General features: G+C 66.4%; 21 protein-coding genes and 1 riboswitch. Of the genes, 16 read left to right on the forward strand and 5 right to left on the reverse strand.

Annotated elements, in window-relative coordinates; translation table 11 throughout:
• The first annotated feature begins 9 nt into the window (after positions 1–9).
• The 4 genes from NOF55_RS07435 to NOF55_RS07450 all read left to right on the forward strand — a co-directional run bounded on the left by NOF55_RS07435 (position 10) and on the right by NOF55_RS07450 (position 7,392).
• Positions 10–4,173, forward strand: coding sequence for a translocation/assembly module TamB domain-containing protein (locus tag NOF55_RS07435; protein WP_306410706.1), 4,164 nt, complete (start codon positions 10–12; stop codon positions 4,171–4,173).
• 159 nt (positions 4,174–4,332) lie between these two features.
• The gene (locus NOF55_RS07440; protein ID WP_306410707.1) at positions 4,333–4,812 is read left to right on the forward strand and encodes a chemotaxis protein CheW; all 480 of its coding nucleotides are present in this window, start codon (positions 4,333–4,335) and stop codon (positions 4,810–4,812) included.
• Between the two features lie 157 nt (positions 4,813–4,969).
• Complete coding sequence (alr, locus tag NOF55_RS07445) at positions 4,970–6,121, forward strand: alanine racemase (protein WP_306410708.1); 1,152 nt, start codon at positions 4,970–4,972, stop codon at positions 6,119–6,121.
• 14 nt (positions 6,122–6,135) lie between these two features.
• On the forward strand, positions 6,136–7,392 hold the full coding sequence (locus NOF55_RS07450) for a D-amino acid dehydrogenase (RefSeq protein ID WP_306410709.1): 1,257 nt from the start codon (positions 6,136–6,138) through the stop codon (positions 7,390–7,392).
• 81 nt (positions 7,393–7,473) lie between these two features.
• On the opposite strand, the gene NOF55_RS07455 is transcribed toward NOF55_RS07450, so the two are convergent.
• A complete protein-coding gene (locus NOF55_RS07455; protein ID WP_306410710.1) occupies positions 7,474–7,935 on the reverse strand; it encodes an Lrp/AsnC family transcriptional regulator in 462 nt (153 codons plus the stop codon).
• Positions 7,936–8,069: 134 nt separating this feature from the next.
• Between NOF55_RS07455 and NOF55_RS07460 the strand changes: the two genes are divergently transcribed.
• The gene (locus NOF55_RS07460; protein ID WP_306410711.1) at positions 8,070–8,819 is read left to right on the forward strand and encodes an SDR family NAD(P)-dependent oxidoreductase; all 750 of its coding nucleotides are present in this window, start codon (positions 8,070–8,072) and stop codon (positions 8,817–8,819) included.
• A 2-nt stretch (positions 8,820–8,821) separates the two neighbouring features.
• On the opposite strand, the gene NOF55_RS07465 is transcribed toward NOF55_RS07460, so the two are convergent.
• Positions 8,822–9,799: a threonine ammonia-lyase gene (locus NOF55_RS07465; protein ID WP_306410712.1), complete on the reverse strand. Its 978-nt coding sequence runs from the start codon at positions 9,797–9,799 to the stop codon at positions 8,822–8,824.
• 217 nt (positions 9,800–10,016) lie between these two features.
• Between NOF55_RS07465 and NOF55_RS07470 the strand changes: the two genes are divergently transcribed.
• On the forward strand, positions 10,017–10,970 hold the full coding sequence (locus NOF55_RS07470; protein WP_306410713.1) for a KpsF/GutQ family sugar-phosphate isomerase: 954 nt from the start codon (positions 10,017–10,019) through the stop codon (positions 10,968–10,970).
• Positions 10,971–10,988: 18 nt separating this feature from the next.
• Here NOF55_RS07470 and NOF55_RS07475 read toward each other — a convergent pair whose 3' ends face one another.
• On the reverse strand, positions 10,989–11,705 hold the full coding sequence (locus NOF55_RS07475) for a GntR family transcriptional regulator (RefSeq protein ID WP_306410714.1): 717 nt from the start codon (positions 11,703–11,705) through the stop codon (positions 10,989–10,991).
• 403 nt (positions 11,706–12,108) lie between these two features.
• Here NOF55_RS07475 and NOF55_RS07480 point away from each other — a divergent pair, with 403 nt between their 5' ends.
• From NOF55_RS07480 to NOF55_RS07515, 8 genes are all read left to right on the forward strand, one after another.
• On the forward strand, positions 12,109–13,110 hold the full coding sequence (locus NOF55_RS07480; protein WP_306410715.1) for an NAD(P)H-quinone oxidoreductase: 1,002 nt from the start codon (positions 12,109–12,111) through the stop codon (positions 13,108–13,110).
• A gap of 78 nt (positions 13,111–13,188) precedes the next feature.
• Positions 13,189–14,391 (forward strand): ABC transporter substrate-binding protein, encoded by a 1,203-nt coding sequence (locus NOF55_RS07485; protein ID WP_306410716.1) that lies wholly within the window; start codon positions 13,189–13,191, stop codon positions 14,389–14,391.
• Between the two features lie 94 nt (positions 14,392–14,485).
• The gene (locus tag NOF55_RS07490; protein WP_306410717.1) at positions 14,486–15,373 is read left to right on the forward strand and encodes a branched-chain amino acid ABC transporter permease; all 888 of its coding nucleotides are present in this window, start codon (positions 14,486–14,488) and stop codon (positions 15,371–15,373) included.
• 8 nt (positions 15,374–15,381) lie between these two features.
• Entirely contained in the window at positions 15,382–17,199 is a 1,818-nt protein-coding gene (locus NOF55_RS07495; RefSeq protein WP_370868940.1) for a branched-chain amino acid ABC transporter ATP-binding protein/permease, read from the forward strand.
• Entirely contained in the window at positions 17,186–17,890 is a 705-nt protein-coding gene (locus NOF55_RS07500) for an ABC transporter ATP-binding protein (protein ID WP_306410718.1), read from the forward strand. Before NOF55_RS07495 ends, NOF55_RS07500 begins: the two co-directional genes overlap by 14 nt.
• Position 17,891: 1 nt before the next feature.
• Positions 17,892–18,701: a 3-oxoacyl-ACP reductase FabG gene (gene fabG / locus NOF55_RS07505; RefSeq protein WP_306410719.1), complete on the forward strand. Its 810-nt coding sequence runs from the start codon at positions 17,892–17,894 to the stop codon at positions 18,699–18,701.
• 46 nt (positions 18,702–18,747) lie between these two features.
• On the forward strand, positions 18,748–19,566 hold the full coding sequence (locus NOF55_RS07510; protein ID WP_306410720.1) for a shikimate dehydrogenase family protein: 819 nt from the start codon (positions 18,748–18,750) through the stop codon (positions 19,564–19,566).
• A gap of 13 nt (positions 19,567–19,579) precedes the next feature.
• Entirely contained in the window at positions 19,580–21,193 is a 1,614-nt protein-coding gene (locus NOF55_RS07515) for a GMC family oxidoreductase (RefSeq protein ID WP_306410721.1), read from the forward strand.
• 79 nt (positions 21,194–21,272) lie between these two features.
• On the opposite strand, the gene NOF55_RS07520 is transcribed toward NOF55_RS07515, so the two are convergent.
• Both NOF55_RS07520 and NOF55_RS07525 read right to left on the reverse strand, forming a co-directional pair.
• On the reverse strand, positions 21,273–22,211 hold the full coding sequence (locus tag NOF55_RS07520) for an ABC transporter substrate-binding protein (RefSeq protein WP_306410722.1): 939 nt from the start codon (positions 22,209–22,211) through the stop codon (positions 21,273–21,275).
• 28 nt (positions 22,212–22,239) lie between these two features.
• Entirely contained in the window at positions 22,240–22,983 is a 744-nt protein-coding gene (locus NOF55_RS07525) for an ABC transporter permease (RefSeq protein WP_306410723.1), read from the reverse strand.
• Between the two features lie 118 nt (positions 22,984–23,101).
• Positions 23,102–23,204, reverse strand: a riboswitch (TPP riboswitch).
• A gap of 25 nt (positions 23,205–23,229) precedes the next feature.
• Between NOF55_RS07525 and NOF55_RS07530 the strand changes: the two genes are divergently transcribed.
• Positions 23,230–23,457, forward strand: coding sequence for a hypothetical protein (locus NOF55_RS07530; RefSeq protein WP_306410724.1), 228 nt, complete (start codon positions 23,230–23,232; stop codon positions 23,455–23,457).
• Positions 23,454–24,692: a phosphoglycerate dehydrogenase gene (gene serA, locus NOF55_RS07535; protein WP_306410725.1), complete on the forward strand. Its 1,239-nt coding sequence runs from the start codon at positions 23,454–23,456 to the stop codon at positions 24,690–24,692. Before NOF55_RS07530 ends, serA begins: the two co-directional genes overlap by 4 nt.
• The last annotated feature ends 47 nt before the right edge of the window (positions 24,693–24,739 follow it).

Raw genomic sequence — 24,739 nt, forward strand, 5'->3', positions numbered from 1 at the left:
ACGGGTTAGATGGCTTCTCAAACGCGCCGCGCAGGCCGGTTTGCGCGAATCGCCGGCATCGTCCTGGCGTCCATTCTGGCAATCGTCGTCCTGGTCGTCGCGCTGACGGGCCTGCTGCCCGTCGGCGGGCAGCTCGTTGCCGGCCTCGTCTCGTCGCTCGCCTCCAACGAGGAGCGGTCCGTCACCATCTCGCCGCCGAGCGGCCTTCTCACCGGCAGGCTGCGCATCGAAACCATCACCGTCGGCGACCGCGACGGCACCTATGCCGAAATCCGCGATCTCGCCGTCGACTGGTCGCCCCTGTCGCTCGTTCGCGGCGCCTTCCGCGCCAGCCTCGTCTCGGCCGAAAGCATATCGCTGTCGCGCCGGCCGCTGCCCTCCGAAACGACCAGCGAAAGCACCGGCTTCTCGCTTCCTCTCGCCATCGAGATCGAGCGGGTTTCCGTGCCCGACATCGCCATCGCCGAGGCCGTTCTCGGCCAGCCTTTCGCGCTGGCGCTGACCGGCGCCGTCGACGCGAACAACGAATCCGCCGGGCTGACGCTCGACATTGCCAGCCGCACGCAGCAGGATGCCCGTGCTTCGGCCAACATCGTCTACGCTCCCGCGGAAAACCGGCTGACGCTCGAAGCCTCCGTCGCGGAACCGGAAGGCGGCATGCTGGCGCGCCTCGCCAATCTTCCCGGCACGCCGTCCGTGGCCCTCGACCTGACCGGCGAAGGCCCGCTTTCCGACTGGAGCGGTCGCCTGACCGGCACGGTCGCCGGCGAGCAGGTTCTGGCCCTCGAAGGCCGGCACCGGTTGACGGACGAGGGCAACGCCGTCACGGTCAGCGGCGGCGGCACGCCCTCGGAGCTTCTACCGCCCGTCTTCCGCCCGCTCTTTGCCGGCGAGACCCGCATCGACATCGCCGCCCTCCTCAAGAGCGACGGGGGATTGCGCATCGACACGGGACACATCGAAAACGAATCCTTCGGCCTGAACGCCGCCGGCACCTATGACCCGGCCGGCGGCGCCAACGACCTGCAAGCCGCGCTCACCGGCGTGAACGGCCCGATCGACTTCCGCTGGCCGCTGGAAAACGGCGAGGTTCGCGCGCTGATCCGCGATTTCGGCTTCTCCCTTTCCGGCCCCTCCGACGCGGCGCGGCTGAGCGTGACGGCGAATGTCGACTCGACCGCCCTGCCGCCCGGCAGCCTGAGCGACCTGCGATTCACGGCAACGGGCGAAAACCTCGACCTCGCCAGCCGCACGGGCCGCATCCTCGCCGAACTGACGGCCGGCGGAAGCACGTTTTCCGACGAGAACCTGCAACGGCTCGTCCGCGCGCCGATCAGGCTGAACGTGCCGCTCGCGCTGGCCGGCGATGCGATTGCGATCGAGAGCGCCGGGCTGGAGAGCGCCTCCATCGGCGGTTCGCTGACGGGCAGCTACGCGCTGTCGGCACAGGACTTCACCGGCGACTTCCGTCTGTTCGCGCTTCCCGGCGTGCTGCCGCCCGGCATGGCCGAAAAGCTCTCGACGACCATCGCCGCCGAAGGCCGGATCGCGGCCGGAAACGGCTCTGTCGCGCTTACCGGGCTGACGGTGACATCCGACATCGTCGGCCTGTCGGGATCGGTAGCGCTGCAAGACAATACACTCGATGCCGCCCTTGAGGGCACCCTGCCCGATATCGGCAAATTCCTCTCCGACGCCTCCGGCACGGGTACGTTCGATCTTTCGGCAACCGGCCCGCTCGACGCCCTCGGCTTCCGGGCTAACCTCGACACGCAGAACGCCGTGCTGGCCGGCAAGACGGTGGAGCGGCTTTCGGTGACAGCGGAAGGCTCCGCCGACCGGTCCGCTCCGAGTGCCGAAGTGACGGCCAACGGCACGCTCGACGGCCAGACGCTCCAGGCCGCCGCCAGCCTCGTCTCGACGCCGGAAGGCCCGCAGATCCCCCGCCTCAGCCTGGAAGCGGGTCCCAACCGCCTGACCGGCGCGCTGCGCCTCTCGCCCGATTTCCAGCCGCGCGAGGGCCGCGTCGATTTCAATTTCCCGGACGTGTCGCTTCTGGCGGCGCTGGCCGGCCAGACCGCATCGGGCAACCTGACGGGCGATGCCGCACTGAATGTCGTTAACGGCGTGACGGGTCTGACGGCCAAGGCATCGGGCAGCGTCGCCAGCGCCGGCGCATCGCTCGAAGGGCTGGCGCTCGACCTGTCGATGCCAGACATCACCTCCATTGCCATCGACGGCGTGCTGTCGGCGGCCCGCGCCGGCACGCCGGACGCCGCCATCCAGAACCTGAGGCTCGACATCGCCCATTCGGGCAACAGCACCGGCTTCACCCTCGGCGGACGCTACGACAATGCGCCCGTCGCGCTGAAGGGCGACCTGACGCAGAACGCCGGCGTCGTCACGGTCAGGCTGGACAGTTTCTCCGCCGCGCCGAAGCAGATACCGGTCAGGCTTGCCGCGCCCACCACGATCCGCGTCGAAAACGGCACCGCCTTCCTCGACGGCCTGCGCATCGCCACCGGCAACGGCACGGTTACGGTGAACGGCAGCGCCGGCAGCACGCTGAACGTCACGGCGGCGCTTGCCGCCCTGCCCGCCAGCCTCGCCGATACCTTCGTGCCGGGGCTTGCCGCCGAGGGCGCGATCTCGGGCGAGGTCAAAGCCAGCGGCGCGGTCTCCAACCCCTCCGTCGCCTACCGGCTCGACTGGGGCAGCGCCGCCACCAGCCAGACGCGCAGCGCCGGTCTCGCCCCGCTTTCGATCCGGGCGAACGGCACCTTTGCGGGCGGCAGGCTCGGCCTCGACACCGCGGTCGATGGCGGTGGTGGCCTCACGATCACCGGCGGCGGCGGCGTCGAGACGGCGGGCAACCGCGCGCTCAACCTCACCTTCCGCGGCCGGGTCCCGATGGCCGCCCTCCAGGCGCAACTCACCCAGCAGGGCGTTACGGCCGAGGGCGCCGCCGATGTCGATGTGACCATCGCCGGCACGGCGGCCGCGCCCCTCGTCACCGGCACCGTCACGCTGAACGGCGCCAAGGTCATCGACCTGCGCCGCAACCTGACGCTCGACAATCTTACCGGCACGGTGCGCTTCGACGGCCAGCAGGCGACGATCACCTCGCTGTCGGGCCAGCTCGGCGGCGGCGGAACGGTCAGCGCCAGCGGCACCATCGGCATCACGCCGCAAAGCGGTTTCCCGGCCGATATCACCGTGAGGCTCAACCGCGCGACCTATGCCGACGGCACGCTGTTCACGACCTCGGCCACCGGCGACCTGGCCCTCAGGGGGCCGCTGCTTGGCGATCCGGTCCTTTCCGGGCGCATCACGCTTGCCAATACCTCGATCACCATTCCGGAAAAACTGCCGGCCTCGCTTGCGGAAATCGACATCCGCCACCGGAATGCGCCGCCGGGCGTGACCGCCCAGATGCGTGACATCGGCGGCAGCAGGGAAGCCGGCGGCTCCTCCTCCACCATCGGGCTCGATCTGGTCGTCAACGCCAATTCCGGCATCTTCGTGCGCGGCCGGGGCATCGACGCCGAACTGGGCGGCGAACTCACCATCCGCGGCACGGCGGTGGACCCCGTCGTCTCCGGCGCCTTCACCATGCGGCGCGGACGCCTGACGATCCTGGCGCGCCGGCTGGATTTCTCCTCCGGCACCATCACCTTCGGCGGCGCCATGATCCCCGTCCTCAATCTGGAGGCGACGAGCACGGTCAATTCCACCACCATCACCGTGGGCGTGACCGGGCTTGCCAACGATCCCGCCATCGTCTTCTCCTCCTCGCCGGCGCTGCCGCAGGATGAAGTCATCGCCCAGCTCATCTTCGGCCAGTCCATGTCGAAACTGTCGCCGTTGCAGATCGCCCAGCTCGCCGACGCCGTCAGCCAGCTCGCCGGCGGTCGCTCGTCGTCGCTGTTCGAATCGCTGCGCAGCAATCTCGGCGTCGACGATCTCGACATTTCGACGGACGAAAAGGGCGACGCCAGGGTTTCCGCCGGCAAATACCTCAACGAGCGCACCTATATCCAGATCGAGCAGAGCGGCTCCTCCGGCAGCAAGGCAATCATCAATCTCGATGTCGGCCGGGGCGTGAAGCTGCGCGGCGAGGCCGGGGCCGACGGTTCCGGCGCGGCGGGCGTGTTCTACGAACGCGAATACTGAAGCCATGCGGCCGGCAATCGCATCCGGCCGCCGCTTCGTATAGGAATCCTTCAGGTCTTTGCTGCATGATCGCACGGTCTGCGGGCGGCCTTCCCGGCATTGCCGCTGCTTGCGCATCGCGCGCACCGCATCGCCAGCCGGCGCAACAGGGAGGTTTCTATGGTCGCGACACCAAGCACTGCCAGCAACACGGGCGAACCGCTCGAAATCATCGCGTTCCGCGTTCAGGATCAGGAATTCTGCATGCGCACCACGTCCATCCGGGAAATCCGCGGCTGGTCCCCGGCCACGCCCATTCCGCAGTCGCCGCCGGAAATGCTCGGCGTCATCAACCTGCGCGGCTCGGTCATCCCGATCATCGATCTGTCGCGCAAGCTCGGCATGGGCTCGACCACCTCCCACGAACGCAGCGCCATCATCGTCGGCGAGGTCCATAACATGGTCGTCGGCATGCTGGTCGACCGCGTTTCCGATATCCTCACCGTGGCCGCGTCCAGCATGCAGCCGGTCCCGGAAATCTCCACCTCCTTCGACAAGTCCTTCGCCGAGGGCATCATCGCCGCCGAAAGCGGCATGATCTGCTTCCTGAACCTTCAGCGACTGTTCCGCGACAAGGAACTGGACGACATCGCCGCCTGATGCGGCAATCATGAAAGCGATAGAATTTTCAACGATTCTATCGCTTGAAATTGCGATTTTCACGCAATTATTCGAAGTTTCATCGGCCTTATGATGAATCATTCGACGATATTTCCAATAGTGTTCTTGCGGGGAACAATTCGCGGGAACAAGAACCATGAACGACACGATGCGTAGCGTGAGCGCCGACCTTCCGGCCGCGCTCGGGGCCGCGGGCCTTCTCACCATCGATCTCGGCGCGCTGAGGGAAAACTACATCGCGCTCGACCGCCGCGCCGCGCCGGCCCGGGCGGCCGCCGTCGTCAAGGCGGACGCCTACGGCCTTGGAGCCGACAAGGTCGTGCCGGTGCTTCTCGACGCCGGATGCCGCGATTTCTTCGTCGCCCATTTTTCCGAAGCGCTCAGGCTTCGGCCGCTGATCGGTCAGGATTGCCGCCTTTTCGTTCTGAACGGCCTGCTGCCGGGCGACGAGCCCGTTTGCGCCGACGCAGGCGTGATCCCGGTTCTCAACGGTTTCGAACAGGTCGAGGCGTGGAAGGCCGAGGCAAAACACCGGGGCGCGGTTCTGCCGGCCGCCCTGCAATTCGACACGGGCATGGCCCGTCTCGGCCTGTCCCTTGACGAGGCACGGGCGCTTGCCGCCGACCCGGCCGGCCTCGAAGGCATCCGCCTCGAAATCGTCATGAGCCATCTCGCCTGCGCGGACGAGCCGGACAACGCCGCCAATGCCGGCCAGCTTGCCGCCATGCTGACCGCCGCCGCCCTCTTTCCGGAAACGCCGGTCTGCTTCGCCAATTCCGGCGGCCTGTTCCTGTCGCCGGATTATCGCGGCGCGCTCTGCCGTCCCGGCATCGCGCTCTATGGCGGCAATCCGCAGAACGGCGCGGCAAACCCCGGCAAACCCGTGGTGACGCTCTCCGTCGCCGTCGTCCAGGCCCGAACAGTGCCCGCCGGCACGGCCATCGGCTATGGCGGCACGCTCGTCGCCGACAGGCCGATGCGCCTCGCCGTCATCTCCGCCGGCTATGCCGACGGCATTCCGCGGTCGCTGAGCAACCGGGGCTCGGCCTGGTACGACGGCGTGCGCCTGCCGATCGCCGGCCGCGTGTCGATGGACAGCATCATCCTCGACATCACGGCCCTGCCGGAAGGCACGCTGAAGCGCGGCGACATGGTCGAACTGATCGGCGACCACCAGACACTGGAACAGATCGCTGCCGATGCCGGCACGATCTCCTATGAAATCCTCACCTCGCTCGGCAAGCGCTACCGCCGGGTCTATCGCAATCCGCAGCCTCTCAAGGCTTGAAAAGGGTTCCAGCCATGAAAATCGTCATTCTCGGTTCGGGCGTGGTGGGCGTCACCTCCGCCTGGTATCTGGCCAAGGCCGGCCATGACGTCACCGTCATCGACCGCCAGCCCGCAGCCGCTCTCGAAACCAGCTTCGCCAATGCCGGCGAGATTTCCCCCGGCTACTCCACGCCCTGGGCAGCGCCCGGCATCCCGCTGAAAGCGGTGAAGTGGATGTTCCAGAAGCACGCGCCGCTGGTCATCCGCCCCAGGGCCGGCCTTGCCGCCTGGCGCTGGATGGCGCAGATGCTGGCCAATTGCACCCAGGCCCGCTACGCCGTCAACAAGGGCCGGATGGTGCGCGTCGCCGAATACAGCCGCGACTGCCTGATCGCGCTGCGCGAGGAGACCGGCCTCGAATACGACCACCGCACCCGTGGCACGCTGGAAGTGTTCCGCAACCAGCAGGCGATAGACGCCGTCGCCAAGGACATCGAGATTCTGAAGGCTGGCGGCGTTCCCTTCGAGATGCTGGACCGGGCAGGCTGCGTCGCCGCCGAGCCGGGCCTGAAGGCCGCGAGCCACAAGCTGGTCGGCGGCCTGCGCCTGCCGGGCGACGAGACCGGCGACTGCCACATGTTCACCACCGCGCTCGCCGAAAAGGCCGCCGCACTCGGCGTGAAGTTCCACTACAACACCGCGATCAACCGCGCCCGCGCCGACGGCAACCGCATCGTGGCCGTCGAAACCTCGATGGGCGACGTGACGGCGGACATCTTCATCGGCGCGCTCGGCAGCTACACACCGGCCTTCCTCAAGCCGCTCGGCCTCGATCTGCCGGTCTATCCCGTCAAGGGCTATTCGATCACCGTGCCAGTCGTCGACGAGACGAAGGCGCCGGTCTCCACCGTCATGGACGAAGCCTACAAGGTGGCGATCACCCGCCTCGGCAGCCGGATCCGCGTCGGCGGCATGGCGGAAATCGCCGGCTTCGAGATGGACCTGCCCAAGGCCCGCCAGGAAACCCTGACCCTTTCGGTCGAGGACCTGTTCGGCGGCGCCGGCGACCAGTCGCAGGCCGTTTTCTGGAGCGGGCTTCGCCCGATGACACCGGATGGCACGCCGGTCATCGGCCCGACGCGCTATGGAAACCTCTACCTGAACACCGGCCACGGCACGCTGGGCTGGACCATGTCCTGCGGCTCGGCCCGCGTCCTTTCCGATTTGATTTCAGGCGTGAAGCCGGAAATCGAGGCGTCCGACCTCGCAATCAGCCGTTACGCGGCCTGATCGCTGCGTTGCGGCCAGCCGGGGCGGGTTCTCTTTCCATCCGCCCGCTCCGGCGGTTGACTCCGTTGCGCTCCATCGCTCTCACCGCGCCCTCTTCGGCGCGGCCAGCACGTTGCGGATCGAGAAGGACGAGTGGATGCGCAACACGCCGGGAAGGCCGGACAGGATTTCCTTGTGGATCCGCTCGAAGTCCTGGGCGCTTTCCGCCTCGACCCGCAGGAAATAGTCGGAATCGCCGGTCATCAGGTAACATTCGCGGATTTCCGGGAATTTGCGCACGGCCGCTTCGAAGCGGTTCAGATATTCCTCCGTCTGCCGGTCGAGGGTGATCTGCACCATGACGGCGATGCCGTCGCCGCCCGCGGTGCTGGCGACGATTGCGGTATAACCGCGAATGATGCCTTCCTGTTCGAGGATATGGATGCGTCTCAGGCAGGCCGAAGGCGAAAGCCCCACCTCCTCCGCAAGCCGGGCATTGCTCATCCGCGCATTCAGGCGAAGAAGGCGGATGATGTTGCGGTCGATGGCGTCGAGACCGGACATGGAAAGGCTTTCAATACGGCGAATACTGCCCTGCCGGGGCTTTATGACTTGCCATCCGGTCGCAGGCTTTTAAAACAATTGGCCAATCTTTCGCACACCCGTCCAACACCCGCAACCACCACAGGAATCGAAGCATGACCAAGACCGTTCTGATCACCGGCGCCACCGCCGGCTTCGGCGCCGCCAGCGCCCGCCTTTTCGCCCAAAACGGCTGGAACGTCATCGGAACCGGCCGCCGCGCCGACCGCCTTCAGGGCCTCAAGGACGAACTGGGCGACGCCTTCCATCCTGCCGTATTCGACATTACCGACGAGGAGGCGATCCTTGCCGCCCTCGAAACCCTGCCGGAAACGTTCAAGGGCATCGATCTCCTGATCAACAATGCCGGCCTTGCGCTGGGCACCGCGCCGGCGCCCGGCACCAAGCTGTCCGAATGGAAGACGATGATCGCCACCAACGTCACCGGGCTGGTCACGATCACCCATCACCTTCTGCCGACGCTGATCGAGCGCAAGGGCGCCGTCATCAACATCGCCTCCGTCGCCGCGACCTATCCCTATACGGGCGGCAACGTCTATGGCGGCACCAAGGCCTTCGTCCGGCAGTTCTCGCTCGGCCTGCGCTCGGACCTCAGCGGCACGGGCGTGCGCGTCACCTCCATCGAGCCGGGCATGTGCGAGACGGAATTCACGCTCGTGCGCACCGGCGGCAACAAGGAAGCCTCCGACGGCCTCTATCGCGGCGTGAACCCGCTGACCCCCGCCGACATCGCCGGCACGCTCTACTGGGTGGCGACGCTGCCCGCCCACATGAACGTCAACGCGCTGGAACTGATGCCGGTGAACCAGTCCTTCGCCGGCTTCCAGGTCTTCCGCGAAGGCTGATCTCAGGCCGCCTGACGCTCGAGGGCGGCGCGGAACATCGCGCCGTCCACATTGCCGCCGGAGGCGACAACGATCACCGCCTCCCCGGCAAGCGCGTCCGGATGGAACAGCGCCGCCGCCAGGGCGACCGCGCCGCCCGGCTCGACGACGATCTTCAGCCGGTTGAAGGCGAGCGTCACCGCATCGAGCGCCTGCTCCTCGGAAACCACGATCCCCGGCCCGCACAGCCGCTTCAGGATCGGAAAGGTGATCTCGCCCGGCTGCGGCGTGATGATCGCATCGCAGATCGAGCCCGAAAGCCGCGCGTTGCGCTGGATCGTCCCCGCTGCCAGCGACCGGGCCACGTCGTCGAACCCTTCCGGCTCGCAGGGCCGCACCGTGAAGCCGGGTGCTTTCGCCTCGAGCGCAAGCGCGATGCCACTCGTCAGCCCGCCGCCGCCGCAAGGCACCAGCACCTCCGCTGCCGAAATGCCCTCCCCGGCCGCCTGTTCGGCGATTTCCAGCCCGATGGTGCCTTGTCCGGCGATCACCTGCGGCTCGTCGAAGGGCTTTATCAGCGTCAGTCCCCGTTCGGCGGCCAGTCGCGCGCCGATGGCGTCGCGGTCTTCCCGCGCCCGGTCGTAAAGCACCACCTCGGCCCCGAAGGCGCGGGTGTTGTCGATCTTCAGCTTCGGCGCATCGGATGGCATGATGATCACGCAGGGAATACCGTGCAGCTTCGCCGCATAGGCCACGCCCTGCGCGTGATTACCCGAGGAAAAGGCGATCACGCCGCGCCGGCGCACCTCGGGATCGAGAGCGGACACCGCAGACCATCCGCCGCGGAACTTGAACGAGCCGGTGTGCTGGAGGCATTCCGGCTTGACGAAAATGCGCCGCCCGGCGATCTCGTCGATAAACGGAGAGGACAAAAGGGGCGTGCGGCGCGCGCGGCCGGCAAGACGGTCCGCTGCGGCTTCGATCATGGCAAGGCTGGTCATGGAGGCTCCGGGTCTCGGCAGGATAGGACATGGAAAAGATCCGGCCGGTAAGGTGCTGCCTCGCCGCGGGCTTGTCCAGCCGGCGATTGTCGCGGAGACAAAACGGAACGCAAGTGCCGCCGTGGAGCGAACCCGTCTTGCGTTCGGAGCCCACTGGTGTCATTACCCGGCAAAGATGGCGTCCGGACGCCGGCCCGTGCATGAAAGGCTTTCAACTGTGAGCAATTCTCTCGATATCGCCCGCCAGACGATCCGAAATGAAATCGAAGCGCTGGACGCAATGATGGGCCGTCTCGACGGCAATTTCGAGAAGGCGATCGATATCATCGTCGAGGCGCGCGGCCGCGTCATCGTCGCCGGCATGGGCAAGTCCGGCATCATCGGCCAGAAGATCGCCGCGACGCTCGCCTCCACCGGCACACCGTCCTTCTTCGTCCATCCGGGCGAGGCCTTCCACGGCGATCTCGGCATGATCAAGCCCATCGACGTCGTGCTGCTCATCTCCAACAGCGGCGAGACGGAGGAGGTCATCCGCCTGCTGCCCTTCATGCAGCATCAGGAAAACCGGATCATCGCAATGACCGGCAAGGCATCCTCGACACTCGGACGCAATGCCCATGTCGTGCTCGACGTCTTCGTCGAGCGCGAGGCGTGCAACAACAATCTCGCGCCGACCAGTTCCACCACCGCGACACTCGTCATGGGCGACGCCCTTGCGATTGCACTCGCCGACCGCCGCAACTTCCGCCCGGAAGATTTCGCCCGCTTCCACCCCGGCGGCAGCCTCGGCCGCAAGCTGCTCACCCGCGTGAGCGACGTGATGCACAAGGAGGCCCTGCCGGTCTGCTCCCCGGATGCGAGCTTCCGCGCCATCGTCAACGAGATCGGCCAGGGGCGGCTCGGCCTGGTGCTGGTCATGGACGGCGACGCGCTGCGCGGCATCATCACCGATGGCGACGTGCGCCGCGCCTTCGACCGTTTCGAGGACATCACCGCCATCACGGCGGACATGATCATGACCCGCACGCCGAAGACGGTCGCGCCCGACAAGCGCTTCGCCGAGGCCGAGCAGGAGATGCTCGACCAGAAGATCAACTCGCTGGTCGTGACCGGCGCCGACGACAGGGTTCTCGGCGTGCTCCAGATCTACGACGTCAACCGCAAGTTCTGAGAACCACGGCAGCGGGGCTCAGGCCTCGCCGCTGGTCTGCTCGGCATGGATGAGCAGGCCCTTGCCGCCGTTCTCGATATCGCAGCAGATCGCCGCGCTCGCCGCCTCTGAATCCCGCTCCCTCAGCGCCTTGACCACCAGGACATGGGGATGCGGCTCCCAGTCCGGCACGCCGGCATCGTAGAGATGCGACAGGATCGGGCCGCAACGCACCCACAGGCTTTCGACGATATCGTAAAGGACGGGCATTCCGCCGAGGCTGCACAGCGTCAGGTGAAACTGCGTGTTCAGATCGATTGCCCGGACAAAATCCCGCTCGCGGTGACAGACGGCGATCTGATCCTGAATGGCTTCGAGCGCATCGGTCTCCGCCTTGTCGGCCAGTTGAGCCGCCTGCGCCGCCGCCCGGCCTTCCAGATCCATGCGGATCGCCCGGATTTCCAGCAATTGCGCCAGCGTCAGCGACGGAACGACCACCGTGCCGCGCTGGTCGAGTGTCAGCGCCTTCTCGCTGACGAGCCTGAGCAGGGCCTCCCGCATCGGCGTCGCGCTGATTCCGAACCGTGCCGACATGGGCCGCAGCCGCAGCCGCTCCCCCGGACGAAGCTGGCCGCGCATCAGGGCGCTGCGCAGATCGAGATAGGCCCGCTCGCTCAGATTTTCCTTCACCAGCGGCCGCGCCCAGTCGCCGTTTTCGGATGAAGTTTCGCCAATCTGAAAAGTAGGTCTTGACATCGTCACCCCATCGGCTGTTTGTTATAACAAATTACATATCACGATTTCCGGTCCGTGCGAAACCGAAAATGCACGGGCAAACAGGCAGGGAGGCCTGGGAAATCGGGTTATCGACAGGGAGGAGGCGCAGCATGATTGCGCTGGGAGAAGCCGCGACCGCTTTCGGCGCGGAACGTGTTTCGCCTGCCGGGCCAAAAGCGCCGGCGGGACATCGCATCATTCCCGGAATCGGCCACGGTGCCATGCCTGCACGCATGGGGACACCCGGCTTCGCCATTCCCCTCATCCGCCCCCTCACCCACATGACGACCCCGCGCCGGCCGCAGGCCGAAAGCGTCGGACACGCCTGCCGGCAGCGGCCCGTGCAGGTCCCCCATCATCCCCGCAGTCAAGGAGAACGTCCATGAGCGCCGAAACCCGCGCCGTGATCGCCCCCCGCCCCGGTGGCCCGGAAGCGCTTGAAATCGTCAGCCGCCCGCGCCCGGTTCCCGGGGAAGGCGAACTGCTCGTGCGGGTTGCCGCCGCCGGCATCAACCGCCCGGACGTGATGCAGCGCCAGGGCAACTATCCGCCGCCGCCCGGCGCCTCCGACGTCTTCGGACTGGAGCTTTCCGGCACCGTCGTCGAGGCCGGTCCCGGCGTTGCCCGTTTCAAGGCCGGCGACCGGCTGATGGCGCTCGTCCATTCCGGCGCCTATGCCGAATGGGCCGTGGTGCAGGAGGCCTCGGCGCTTCCCGTGCCCGACGGCATGTCGATGATCGAGGCGGGCGCGGTGCCCGAAACCTATTTCACCGTCTGGAGCAACGTCTTCGAGCGCGCCGGGCTGAAGCCGGGCGAAACCCTGCTCGTTCACGGCGGCACGTCCGGCATCGGCACGACCGCGACGCTGCTGGCCAAGGCCTTCGGCTCCAAAGTCATCGTCACCGCCGGCTCGGCCGAAAAATGCACGGCCAGCCTCGCGATCGGCGCCGATGCGGCCATCAACTATCGCGAACAGGACTTCGTGGCCGCCGTGAAGGACCTGACGGACGGCAAGGGCCCGGACGTGATCCTCGACATGGTGGGCGGCGACTACATCGCCCGCAATCTCCAGGCCGTCGCCGTCGACGGCCGCATCGCCCAGATCGCCTTCCAGCAGGGCTCGAAGGCGGAGGTCGATTTCATGCCGCTGATGATGAAGCGCGTGACGCTGACCGGCTCGACGCTGCGCGCCCGCCCACTGGCCATGAAGGCGAAACTCGCGGCGACACTGGAGGAGAAGGTCCTGCCGCTGCTCGCCGCCGGCCGCGCCCGCCCGCTGATCGATTCCACCTTCCCGTTCGAGAAGGTCGCCGATGCGCATGCCCGCATGGATCGCGGCGAGCATGTCGGCAAGATCGTGCTCGTGATGGACGAAACCGCATGATCCCGGCACCCGGCCCCGCAAAGCCCACCGGGCACTGAGCATCATTCACCGCTTGCGACCCTGTTCAAGGAGGAGAACATGAAACTGTCGTATCTGCTGAAAGCCACCGCCGCGGCCGTCGTGCTGACGGCCAGCGCCGCGCATGCCGATGTCAAGATCGGCGCGCTTTTTCCGTTCAGCGGCCAGCTTGCGCTTCTCGGGGAGGAGAGCGCCCGCGGCCTCGAAATCGCGGTCGACGAACTCAATGCCGCCGGCGGCCTCCAGGGCGAGAAGATCGTTCTGGTGCGCGGCGACGCCGTGGACAACAATCAGGCCATCGGCGAAGCCCGCCGTCTGATCTCGCTGGAGAACGTTGCCGCCATCTTCGGCTCCTATTCCTCGGCCCGGTCGATCGCCGCCAGCCAGGTGGCCGAACTGTCCGGCATTCCCTATTTCGAACTCGGCGCCGTTGCCGACGAGGTGACGGGACGCGGCCTGCAATACCTGTTCCGCACGAACCCCTACGCCCTCCACATGGGCAGGATGATCATCGAGATGACGGTCGAGAAGGTCGCCCCGGCGCTTGGCAAGGCCCCGGAAGACCTGAAGATCGGCATCATCTACGAGGATTCGAGCTACGGCACCTCGGTCGCCAGGCACCAGCAGGATTACGCCAGGGAAAAGGGGCTGAACGTCGCCGTCTACTCCGGCTACCCCTCGAACACGGTGGACATGTCCTCGCTGGTGCTCGAACTGAAACAGGCCGGCGTCGACGTCGTCTTGCAGACAGCCTACCAAAACGATGCCGTCCTGTTCCTGCAACAGTCCGGCGAACAGGGCTTCCAGCCCGGCGCCGTCATCGGCGGCGGCGGCGGCTATTCCATCCAGCAGACCGCCGATGCGGTGGGCCATGACAAGATCGAAGGCGTCCTCGACGTCGACTTCACCCAGTATCTCGTCAACACCTCGGCAACCCCCGGCCTCGAGGAATTCGTGGAAGCCTACAGGAAAAAGTACGGCATCTTCCCGCGTTCCGGCCACTCGCTGACCAACTACATGGGCTCGAAGGCGATCCTCGAGGCCATCAACGGCGCCGAGGGCTTCGAACCCGACACCATCGTGGAAGCCGTCAAGGCCATCGACATCCCCGACGGCACGACCTCGACCGGCTACGGCCTCAAGTTCGGCGAGAACAACCAGAACGAACGCGCCTCTATGATGGGCATGCAGTGGCAGGACGGCAAGCTCGTGACCGTCTATCCGGATGCCGCCGCCACCGCGCCGATGAAGCTCGGCAACTAAGCGCACAGCGGGGCGGCGCCCGATGGTGCCGCCCCGCTCACCGTCAACCGCGCGAAGCCTTTCGGGGCCTTCGCACAACCGGCAGCGAGGCGTGATGGAAACCTTCTTGCAAGTGCTCGCCAACGGTCTGATGCTCGGGGCGCTCTTCGCCATCGTCAGCATCGGCCTGACCCTGATTTTCGGTATCGTGAAGGTCGTCAACTTCGCCCACGGCGAATTCCTGATGGCCGGCATGTACCTGACCTTCGTCATCACCACCTGGCTCGGCATTCACCCGCTCTATACGGTCGCCCTCGTCGCGCCGCTGCTGTTCGTCGCCGGCGCGGCCACGCAGCGCTTCATCATCCAGCCGCTGATGAACGCCCGCGACGACCATATCCAGATCTTCGCGACCGTCGGCCTCTCGACCGCCATGATCAACCTCGCCCTTCTGATCTTCGGCGCGGATATCGCCAACACGCCCTCCGGCGGCCTGCGCACGCCGATCCTGCTCGGCCCCGTGCGCGTCCTCAGCGGCCAGCTCATCATCCTGGCGGCCGCCGTCGCACTTGTCATCGGGTTGCACCTGTTCCTGCAAAAGACCCAGACGGGCCGCGCCATCCGCGCCGTGGCGCAGAACCGCGCCGCCGCCCAGCTCATGGGCATCAACGTCAACCGCATCTACGTGCTGACCTTCGGCATCGGCGCGGCCTGCGTCGGGCTGGCGGCCTCGCTGATCGCGCCGCTTTACCCCACCTCGTCGAACATCGGCACCTATTTCGTGCTGACGGCCTTCGTGGTCGTGGTGCTCGGCGGCCTCGGCTCCATCGGCGGCGCCTTCGCCGGCGCGATGGTCATCGGGCTGATCGACGCCTTCGCCGGTTTCTACATCGGTTCGGACCTGCGTGAAGTCGCCGTCTTCGGTGTCTTCCTGCTGATCCTGATCCTGAGGCCCTCCGGCCTGTTCGGCAAGAACCTCAATCTCTCGCACGTATCGCCATGAGGAAGCCCATGACAGATACCACCGCCGCCAACGTCCCGGCCGCCGCCGGGGAAACCGGCCTAGCCGGCATGCCGCGTCTTCATCTCGCAGCGCTCGCCGTGTTCCTGGCCGCGATCTTCATCACCCCCGTCGTGATCGGCGATCAGTTCATCTATCACGTCTTCATCACCATCTGCCTGTTCGCCGGCCTGTCCACCGCCTGGAACATCGTCGGCGGCTTTGCCGGCCAGCTCTCGCTCGGCCACGCGATCTTCTACGGCATCGGCGCCTATGCCGGCATCATCCTGATGAACCACGGCATCTCGCCCTGGATCGGCATGTTCGTCGGTGCCGCCGTCGCCGTCCTTGCCGCCGTCGTCATCTCCTACCCGTGCTTCCGCCTCAAGGGACCGTTCTTCGCGCTGGCGACGATCGCCTTTCTCGAAGTGTTCCGCGTCCTCGCGCTGCATTTCCGTGATTTCACCGGCGGCGCGACGGGCCTGATGATCCCGCTCAGGTTCGGCTGGGAATGGATGGTGTTCCGCGAACGCCTGCCGGCGCTCATCATCGCCTTCGGCATGATGCTAGTGGCGCTTGCCGCTGCCTGGTGGATCCGCTCGCACCGGCTGGGATTCTATCTGGTCGCCACGCGCGAGCGTGAAAGCGCCGCCCAGGCCGCGGGCGTCTCGACGGTCAGGGTCCGCCTCGTCGCCGTCTCGGTCTCGGCAGCACTCTGCGCCATGATCGGCACGTTCCACGCCATGTACCTGACCTTCATCGAGCCGGCGGCCGTATTCTCGCTCACCATGTCCATCCAGATCGCCATGTTCGCGCTCATCGGCGGCATCGGCACCGTGTTCGGCCCGCTGATCGGGGCGGTCTTTCTCGTGCCGATCTCCGAACTGTCACGCGGTTGGCTGGGCGCCCATGCGCTCGGCCTGCACGGCTTCGTCTACGGCGTCGTCCTCGTGCTCGTCGTGCTGTTCATGCCGAACGGCCTGATGGGCGCGCTGAAACGCCTCACCGGCAAGGCCGATCCCCAACGTGGCGTTCAGGCCGGCGCCGTGGCGGCGGCCCCGCGCGCCGCCGAACGCCCGCCCATCGGCGGCGACATCCTGGTCGCGGAACGCCTCGACAAGCATTTCGGCGGCCTGCATGTGACCAATGACGTCAGTTTCTCCCTGAAGGAAGGCGAGATCCTCGCGCTGATCGGCCCCAACGGCGCCGGCAAGACCACCGTCTTCAACATGCTGTCCGGCTTCCTTGCCGCCGACAGCGGATCGGTCCGGGTCCGGGATGCGGACGGCAGCTTCCAGACACCGGTCACGCCCGGCGACTTCGCCGCCATAGGCGTCGGCCGGACCTTCCAGATCGTCCAGCCCTTCGCGGCCATGACGGTCGAGGAAAACATCATGGTCGGCGCCTTCCACCGCTTCCGCGACGTGGGCGACGCCCGCGAGGCGGCGCGGGAAACCGCGCACCGCATGGGCCTCGCTCCGTGGCTGGACGCCGAGGCGCGCGGCCTGACCATCGGCGGACTGAAGCGGCTGGAGGTCGCCCGCGTCATGGCCATGCAGCCGCGCATCCTCCTGCTCGACGAGGTGATGGCCGGCATCAACCAGACGGACGTGCGCCGCGCCATCGACCTGATGCTGTCCATCCGCGACACCGGCGTGTCGATCATCGCCATCGAGCACGTCATGCAGGCCGTCATGTCGCTGTCCGACCGCGTGATCGTGCTGAACTCCGGCCAGATCATCGCCGAGGGCAGACCGAACGACGTGGTGCGCGATCCGACCGTGATCGAAGCCTATCTCGGAAAGGAATTCACCCATGCTCACGCTTGAGAATATCCATGCCGGATACGGCGCGACGACCATCCTCCAGGACGTCTCGCTGACCGTCGCTGCGGGCGAAGTCGTCACCATCGTCGGCGCAAACGGCGCCGGCAAGACGACGACGCTGCGCACCGTCGCCGGGCTGATCGCCCCCACGGCAGGCCGGATCACCTTCGAGGGCACGGACATCACCCGGCTCTCCGCCCACGATACGGTCGATCTCGGCATCACCCTCATCCCCGAGGGACGCCAGCTCTTTGCGGACATGACGGTACGCGAGAACCTGCTGATGGGGGCCTATCGCAAGGCGGCCCGCAGCGCCCAGAACGAAACGCTCGATCACGTCCTGACGCTCTTCCCGCGCGTGAAGGAGCGCCTCGGCCAGAATGCCGGCTCGCTCTCGGGCGGCGAGCAGCAGATGGTGGCCATCGCCCGCGGCATGATGTCGAAACCGAAGCTTTTGATGTTCGACGAGCCATCGCTGGGTCTCGCCCCGATCATCGTGCAGCAGGTGTTCGACGTCATCGATACCATCGTGAAAACCGGGGCGACGGTGCTGATCGTCGAACAGAACGTCTTCCACACGCTGAAGGCCGCCGACCGGGGCTACGTTCTCGAGAACGGCGAGATCGTGCTTTCCGACAGCGCCGATGCGCTCCTGACCAACGACCACGTAAGACAAGCCTATCTGGGTATCTGACATGCCGAAAAGAGAAGAAAATCCCGCCGAAATCGCCCTCCGCCCCAGCCATGCCGGGCGAAGGGTTCTCGTGACCGGCGCCGGGCGCGGCATCGGCCGGGCGATCGCGCTCGGCTTTGCCGCCCGCGGCGCCACCGTCGGCGTCGCCGATGTGAACGAGGCCGATATCGCCGAGACCGTGTTGCTGATCGACGCCTCGGGCCACGGCAAGGGCATGCCGCTCATCCTCGACGTCGCGGATTACGGCGCGGTCGAAGCAGCGCTTTCGCAAGCCGCGAAGGCGATGGGCGGGCCGTTCGATACCGTCGTCAACAATGCCGGCATCTCGCCCAAGCATGACGGCGTCGCCCGCAAGGTCTGGGAGATGGACCCGGCGGAATGGAACCGCGTCGTGGCGGTCAACCTCACCGGTGCCTTCAACACCATCCGGGCGCTGACCCCTTCCATGCGCGAGGCCGGGCGCGGCTGGATCGTCAACCTCTCCTCCGTGGCCGGCAAGACCTATTCGCCGGTGGTTGCCAGCCATTACGCCGCGACCAAGTCGGCGCTGATCGGCTTCACCAAGCACCTCGCCGCCGAACTCGGCCCCCACGACATCCGCGTCAACGCCATCGCCCCCGGCCGGATCGAAACGCCGATGGTGCGCGGCGTCGCCGGCCCGGTGAACGAGGAGCAGGTGCGGCTGACCCCGATGGGGCGCCTCGGCCAGCCGGAGGAAGTGGCCGATGTCGCCGTCTGGCTCACCTCGCCGGAATCCAGCTTCGTCACCGGCCAGACCGTCGACGTCGCCGGCGGCCTCTACATGACCTGAGCCCGCCGCATGTCCGACATGGCCCGCATACAATCCGGAGAATGACATGACCACCGCTTCCCCCCGCCAGATCACCGGCAACACCCGCATCTTCGGCATCGTCGCCGATCCGATCTACCATGTGAAGACGCCGCAGGCGATCAACGCCGGTTTCGAACGCCTCGGCATCGACGCCGTGATGATCCCGATCCATGTGAAGCCTGCGGGGCTGGCCGCCGTCCTCGCCGGTCTGGCGCAGACGGAGAATTTCGGCGGCCTCGTCGCCACCGTACCGCACAAGCCGGCCATTCTCGACCTGTGCGACGAGGTGACGGAGGAAGCCCGCCACATCGGCGCGGTGAACTGCATCCGCCGCGATCCGGACGGGCGGATGATCGGCGCCATGCTGGACGGCACCGGCTTCGTGGAGGCGCTGAAGACCGTCACCGGCTTCGACCCGAACGGCCGGCGCGCCTTCGTGGCCGGGGCCGGCGGCGCGGCCTCGGCCATCGCCTTCGCGCTCGCCAAGGCGGGTGCGGCCCATCTCACCATCGCCAACCGCACGGCGGACAAGGCTGAAGCGCTCGGCGAACGCATCCGCGCCGCCTATCCCGCGCTTACGATTTCCACCGATCCGTCCACAGTCGCCGATCACGACCTCATTGCCAACGGCACCTCGCTCGGCATGAAGGAGACAGATGCCCCGCCACTCGATTTCGACAGGCTGCACAAGGATCAGGTCGTCGGCGACGCCATCATGGAGCCGGAGATGACGCCGCTGCTGAAAGCGGCGAAGGCTAAAGGCTGCCGCATCCAGCTCGGCAAGCCGATGCTCGACTGCCAGATCGATCTGATGATCGAACATTTCAACGTCCTGCCGAAATGAGCGGAGGGCCGCCGTGGCCACCTCACCAGAAACATTCGACTACATCATCGTCGGCGGCGGCAATGCGGGCTGCGTGCTCGCCAACCGCCTGACCGAGAACGGGCGCCACAGCGTGCTGCTGCTGGAAGCCGGCGGCGAGGCGAAAAGCCCGTGGATCGGGGTTCCGGCGGGCTTTTCGAAGCTGCTGGTGAACCCGGTCTACAACTGGCGCTTCCAGACGGAGCCGGAGGAAGCGACGGGAAACCGCGTGATCGCCGTGCCGCGCGGCAAGGGGCTCGGCGGCTCCACGCTCATCAACGGCATGATCTATGTGCGCGGCCAGCCGCAGGATTACAACGGCTGGGCACAGCGCGGCTGCACCGGCTGGGGCTTCGACGACGTCCTGCCCTATTTCCGCAGGATCGAGGACTATGACGGCCCGGCCGGCCCCTTGCGCGCCCACGGCGGCCCGCTGCCGATCACCACGGTTTCGGAACGGCCGGTGATCGGCGAGGCCTTCATCGAGGCGGCGCAGGCCGCAGGCTACGCCCGCAATCCGGACTACAACGCCGAAAGCCAGGACGGCTTCGGCTATTATCAGGTCAACCAGAGAAACGGCCGGCGCGCCGACGCCGCGGCGGTCTACCTGAAACCGGCCCGCAACCGGCCCAACCTGCGCGTCATGACCGGCGCACACGTCCTGTCGATCGATCTCGACGGGCAGCGCGCGACGGGCGTCACCGTGCGCATCGGCGGCGCCAACCGGCGGTTCAGGGCGAATGCCGAAATCATCCTCACGGCGGGTGCCGCCCAGACGCCGCAGCTTCTCGAACTTTCCGGCATCGGCAATCCCGACCTGCTGCAATCACTCGGCATCCCCGTGCGGTATGCCCTGCCGGATGTCGGGGAGAACTATATCGACCATTTCTGCACCCGCATGAACTGGCGAGTGAAACAGCCGGTGACACTGAACGAGCAGACCCGCGGCCTGCCCCTTTTGACCGCCGTCGCGCGCTATGCGGCGACGCGCCGGGGCATCCTGACGCTCGGCACTGGTCTCGTCCACGGTTTCGTGCGCACGCGCCCCGGCCTCGAAGGCCCGGATGTGCAGTATTTCTTCATGCACGCGAGCTATGCCAACGCCGCCGAGCGCGTTCTCGACCGCAAGCCGGGCATGACCATCGGCGTCTCGCAGATGCGCCCGCAATCGCGCGGCTCGATCCACGCGATTGCACCCGATCCCTTCGCCGCCCCGTCAATCCGGCCCAATTTCCTCGCCGCGGAGGAGGATCGCCGCGCGATGATCGAGGGGATGAAGATCGCCCGCCACATCGTCGACCAGGCCCCGATGGACGCCCTCCGGGACGTGGAGATGAACCCCGGCCCGGATTGCCGCACGGACGAGGACTGGCTGGATTTCGCCCGCCGGGACGGCCAGACGATCTACCACATCTGCGGCACCTGTCGGATGGGCGGCGACGAGCGGTCCGTGACCGATCCGCACCTGCGCGTGCGCGGCATTGCCGGCCTGAGGATCGCCGACGCCTCGATCATGCCGGACATCGTCTCGGGCAATACGCAGGCCGCCGTCTTCATGATCGCGGAAAAGGCGGCCGACCTCATCTTGCAGGATGCGAAAGCCGCCTGATATCCGGGCGGCTTTCGCGGGTCGTTTTGTTAGCGCAATTCCGGACGGAAAACCGCTTTACGCTTTTCCCGGAATGACTTCAGCGCAGCTCGACAGCAATCTCCTCGACGGGCGGAACCGTTTCGATCAGTTCGTTGTCCTTGAGAAACGCGCCGAAGCGGGCATAGCGTTCATGATCGAGTGCGGCGGGACGCTTGGCGAAGCGCGGCAGCGTATCCTTCCACGCCTGCCGGTTCAGGGCGTCGTCGAGGTTCGGATAGGCCTTGATGAACATTTCCCACGCCTCTTCCGGATGATTGGTCAGGAAGATCGCGCCTTGCTCGACCGCCGCGAGGAAGCGTTTCAGGCGATTGTCCTCCAGAAGCTCGGGACGGGTGATGTAGATCAGTTCGTCATAGACCGGAACGCCGTTTTCCTCCGGATAGAAGGACAGCGCCTGATGCCCCTCCAGCATCATCTGGGTGTGCTCGAAATTGCGGAAGCCGCCGACCGTCGCATCCACCTGGCCGGAAATCAGCGCTGGGGTCAGGGCGAAATTGACGTTGATGAGTTCGATATTGTCCATCCTCAGCCCGGCATTTTCCAGCATGCTCCCGAGCATGACCTGCTCGAACCCGGCGACGGAAAAGCCGACCTTCCTGCCGTCCAGGTCCTCCAGCGCCTTGATCGGCCCGTCGGCCAGCACCGTCACGGAATTGAGCGGCGTTTCGACCAGCGTGCCGAAGCGCACCAGCTTCACGCCGGCGGCATGGTCCAGATACAGGTTCGGCTGGTAGTGGATGCCGATCTCCACCTGACCGGAGGCAACGGCGCGCGGCACGAGGGACGGATCGGCCGGCGGCAGAAGCTCGACGTCGAGGCCCGCCTTCTCGAACAGGCCGCGCTCCTTCGCCACGACCAGCGGCGCATGGTCGGGATTGACGAACCACTCGAGCAGGACGGTCAGCTTGTCGGCGGCCTGCGCCGCGGGGCCGGTGGCGAGGCAGAAGGCCAGCGCCAGTGCAATGGGTCGAAACATCGGTAATCCTCCTTTGGATGGGATCGGTTCAGGCGGCGGGCGCCCAGCGGATGAAAAAGGGGGCTGCGCGGTTCACGGCGGCGCGCAGGAAAATGGCTTCGGCAGCAAGAATCGCCATCGCGGCGAAGACGGTACCGGTCTGCATGCGGGCATTGGCCTCGACCATCACGTAGCCAAGGCCGGCCGAGGCGCCGACCCACTCGCCGACAACCGCGCCGAGCGGCGCCAGCGGCGCGGCGACGCGCAGGCCGGAAAACAGCGCCGGCAAGGCGAGCGGAATGCGGATGTGGCGCAGCGCCTGCCAGCGGTTCGCCTCGGTGAGCGCGGCCGCGTCGAGAATGTCCTGATGAATGTTGCGAAGGCCGTCCGCAAAGGCCGAGGCCACCGGAAAGAAGATGATGATCGTCGTCATCACCACCTTGGAGGCCATGCCGAAGCCGAACCAGAGCACGAGAAGCGGCGCGATGACGAAGACCGGAAAGCTTTGCAGCATCACCACCGCCGGCCAGACGAGCCGTTCCACTTTCGGCAGGGCCGTGACGCCGATGGCGGTAATGACCCCGAGCATCGTCCCCGCGGCGAAACCGGCGAGGATTTCCGACAGCGTGATCAGTGCATGGGTGGCCAGGAAGGACGGCCGCGAGAGGAAGGCCTCGGCCACCGCCTGTGGCGCCGGCAGGATATAGCGCGGCGGCGTAAACAGCCACACCACGACCTGCCAGAGGCCGATCAGGAAAACAGCATTGCGGAAAAACGCGCCGAGCGTTCGCATGACTCAGCGCGCCGAGGAGTGGGGCGAAGGACGAGTGACGGACGACATGCGGCGATCTCCCTGCAACAAGGCCACGGAGATCCAGGACGAGCGAAGAAGAGGGAAAACCCGCGGGAAGGCGAGCCGCTTTTTCCGTTCCTACGCCGGTATGACCCGGATCAGGTTCAAGGGTCCGGCTCACCGCCATCTCAGCACCGTTCGGTGCTCCCCTCGGAATGATCTGGAAAATGCGCGAGGCGGGCACGGATGTCAAGCGCCGCCCGCGATGCGGACGACGTGGCGAAAAAATCGGCAAGGGGAACAAATTTCCGCCAGATAGACCTGTTCGCGCGGCATATCCGGTGCTATTGGGACCGCGTGATCAAGCCCGGCATCCCCGGCTTCGCTTCCGGCCCATCGGACCGCCAGCGACCGGTTGCCATGTCGCCGCCTGGTTCATCATCTGACAATCCACTGCTGGAAGTATCGCTATGACCCAACGCCTTTCCCTGCCGCGTGACCGTATTTCCGTTCTCCTTCTCGAGGGCATCAGCCAGACGGCGGTGGAATATTTCAAGTCCTCCGGGTACACCAACCTGATCCATCTGCCCAAGGCGCTCGACGAAGCCGAGCTGAAGGCGGCGGTCGCCAACGCCCACATCATCGGCATCCGTTCGCGCACCCACTTGACGGAAGAGATTTTCGCCGCCGCGAACAAGCTGATCGCCGTGGGCTGCTTCTCCGTCGGCACCAACCAGGTGGATCTGGACGCCGCCCGCAAGCGCGGCATTCCGGTGTTCAACGCCCCCTATTCCAACACGCGCTCGGTCGCCGAACTGGTGATCGGCGAGATCGTGATGCTGACGCGCCGCATCTTCCCGCGCTCGGTCGCGGCCCATGACGGCGGCTGGGAGAAGTCGGCCGTCGGCAGCCGCGAGGTGCGCGGCAAGACGCTCGGCATCGTCGGCTATGGCAATATCGGCTCGCAGACCTCCGTTCTGGCCGAAGCGATGGGCATGCGGGTGCGCTACTTCGACATTGCCGACAAGCTGCGCCAGGGGAATGCCGAGCCGACCGCGACGCTGGACGAGCTGCTGGCCATTTCCGATTTCGTGACGCTGCATGTGCCGGAAAACAGTTCGACGCAGAACATGATCGGCGAAGCCGAATTGCGGAAGATGAAGAAGGGCGCCCTGCTCATCAACAACTCCCGCGGCACGGTCGTCGACCTCGAAGCTCTGGCCCGGGTGATCGACGACGGCCACCTGGCCGGCGCGGCCATCGACGTCTTCCCCGTCGAGCCCGCCTCCAACAAGAACCGTTTCGACACCCCTCTCCAGGGCGTCGACAACGTGATCCTGACGCCGCATATCGGCGGTTCCACCGAGGAGGCGCAGGAACGCATCGGCACGGAAGTCTCCCGCAAGCTGATCGAATATTCGGATGTCGGCTCCACGCTCGGCGCGGTCAATTTCCCGCAGGTCCAGCTTCCGCCGCGCCCGAACGGCACGCGCTTCATCCACGTCCACGAGAACCGGCCGGGCATGCTCAACAGCCTCAACACGGTCTTCTCGTCACGCGGTCTCAACATCGTCGGCCAGTTCCTGCAAACGGACGGCGAGACCGGCTATGTCGTGATCGAGGCCGAAGGCGCCAGCGAAAGGGCGGACGAGGTTCTGGAGGCGCTGCGCGCCATACCGGGCACGATCCGCAGCCGCCTGCTGTACTGACAGATCCCGCGCCCGCCCGGTTTTTCCCACCGGGCGGGCGCTTTTTT

It is taken from the genome of Ectorhizobium quercum (genome assembly GCF_026552795.1).
Lineage (GTDB): Bacteria > Pseudomonadota > Alphaproteobacteria > Rhizobiales > Rhizobiaceae > Ectorhizobium > Ectorhizobium quercum.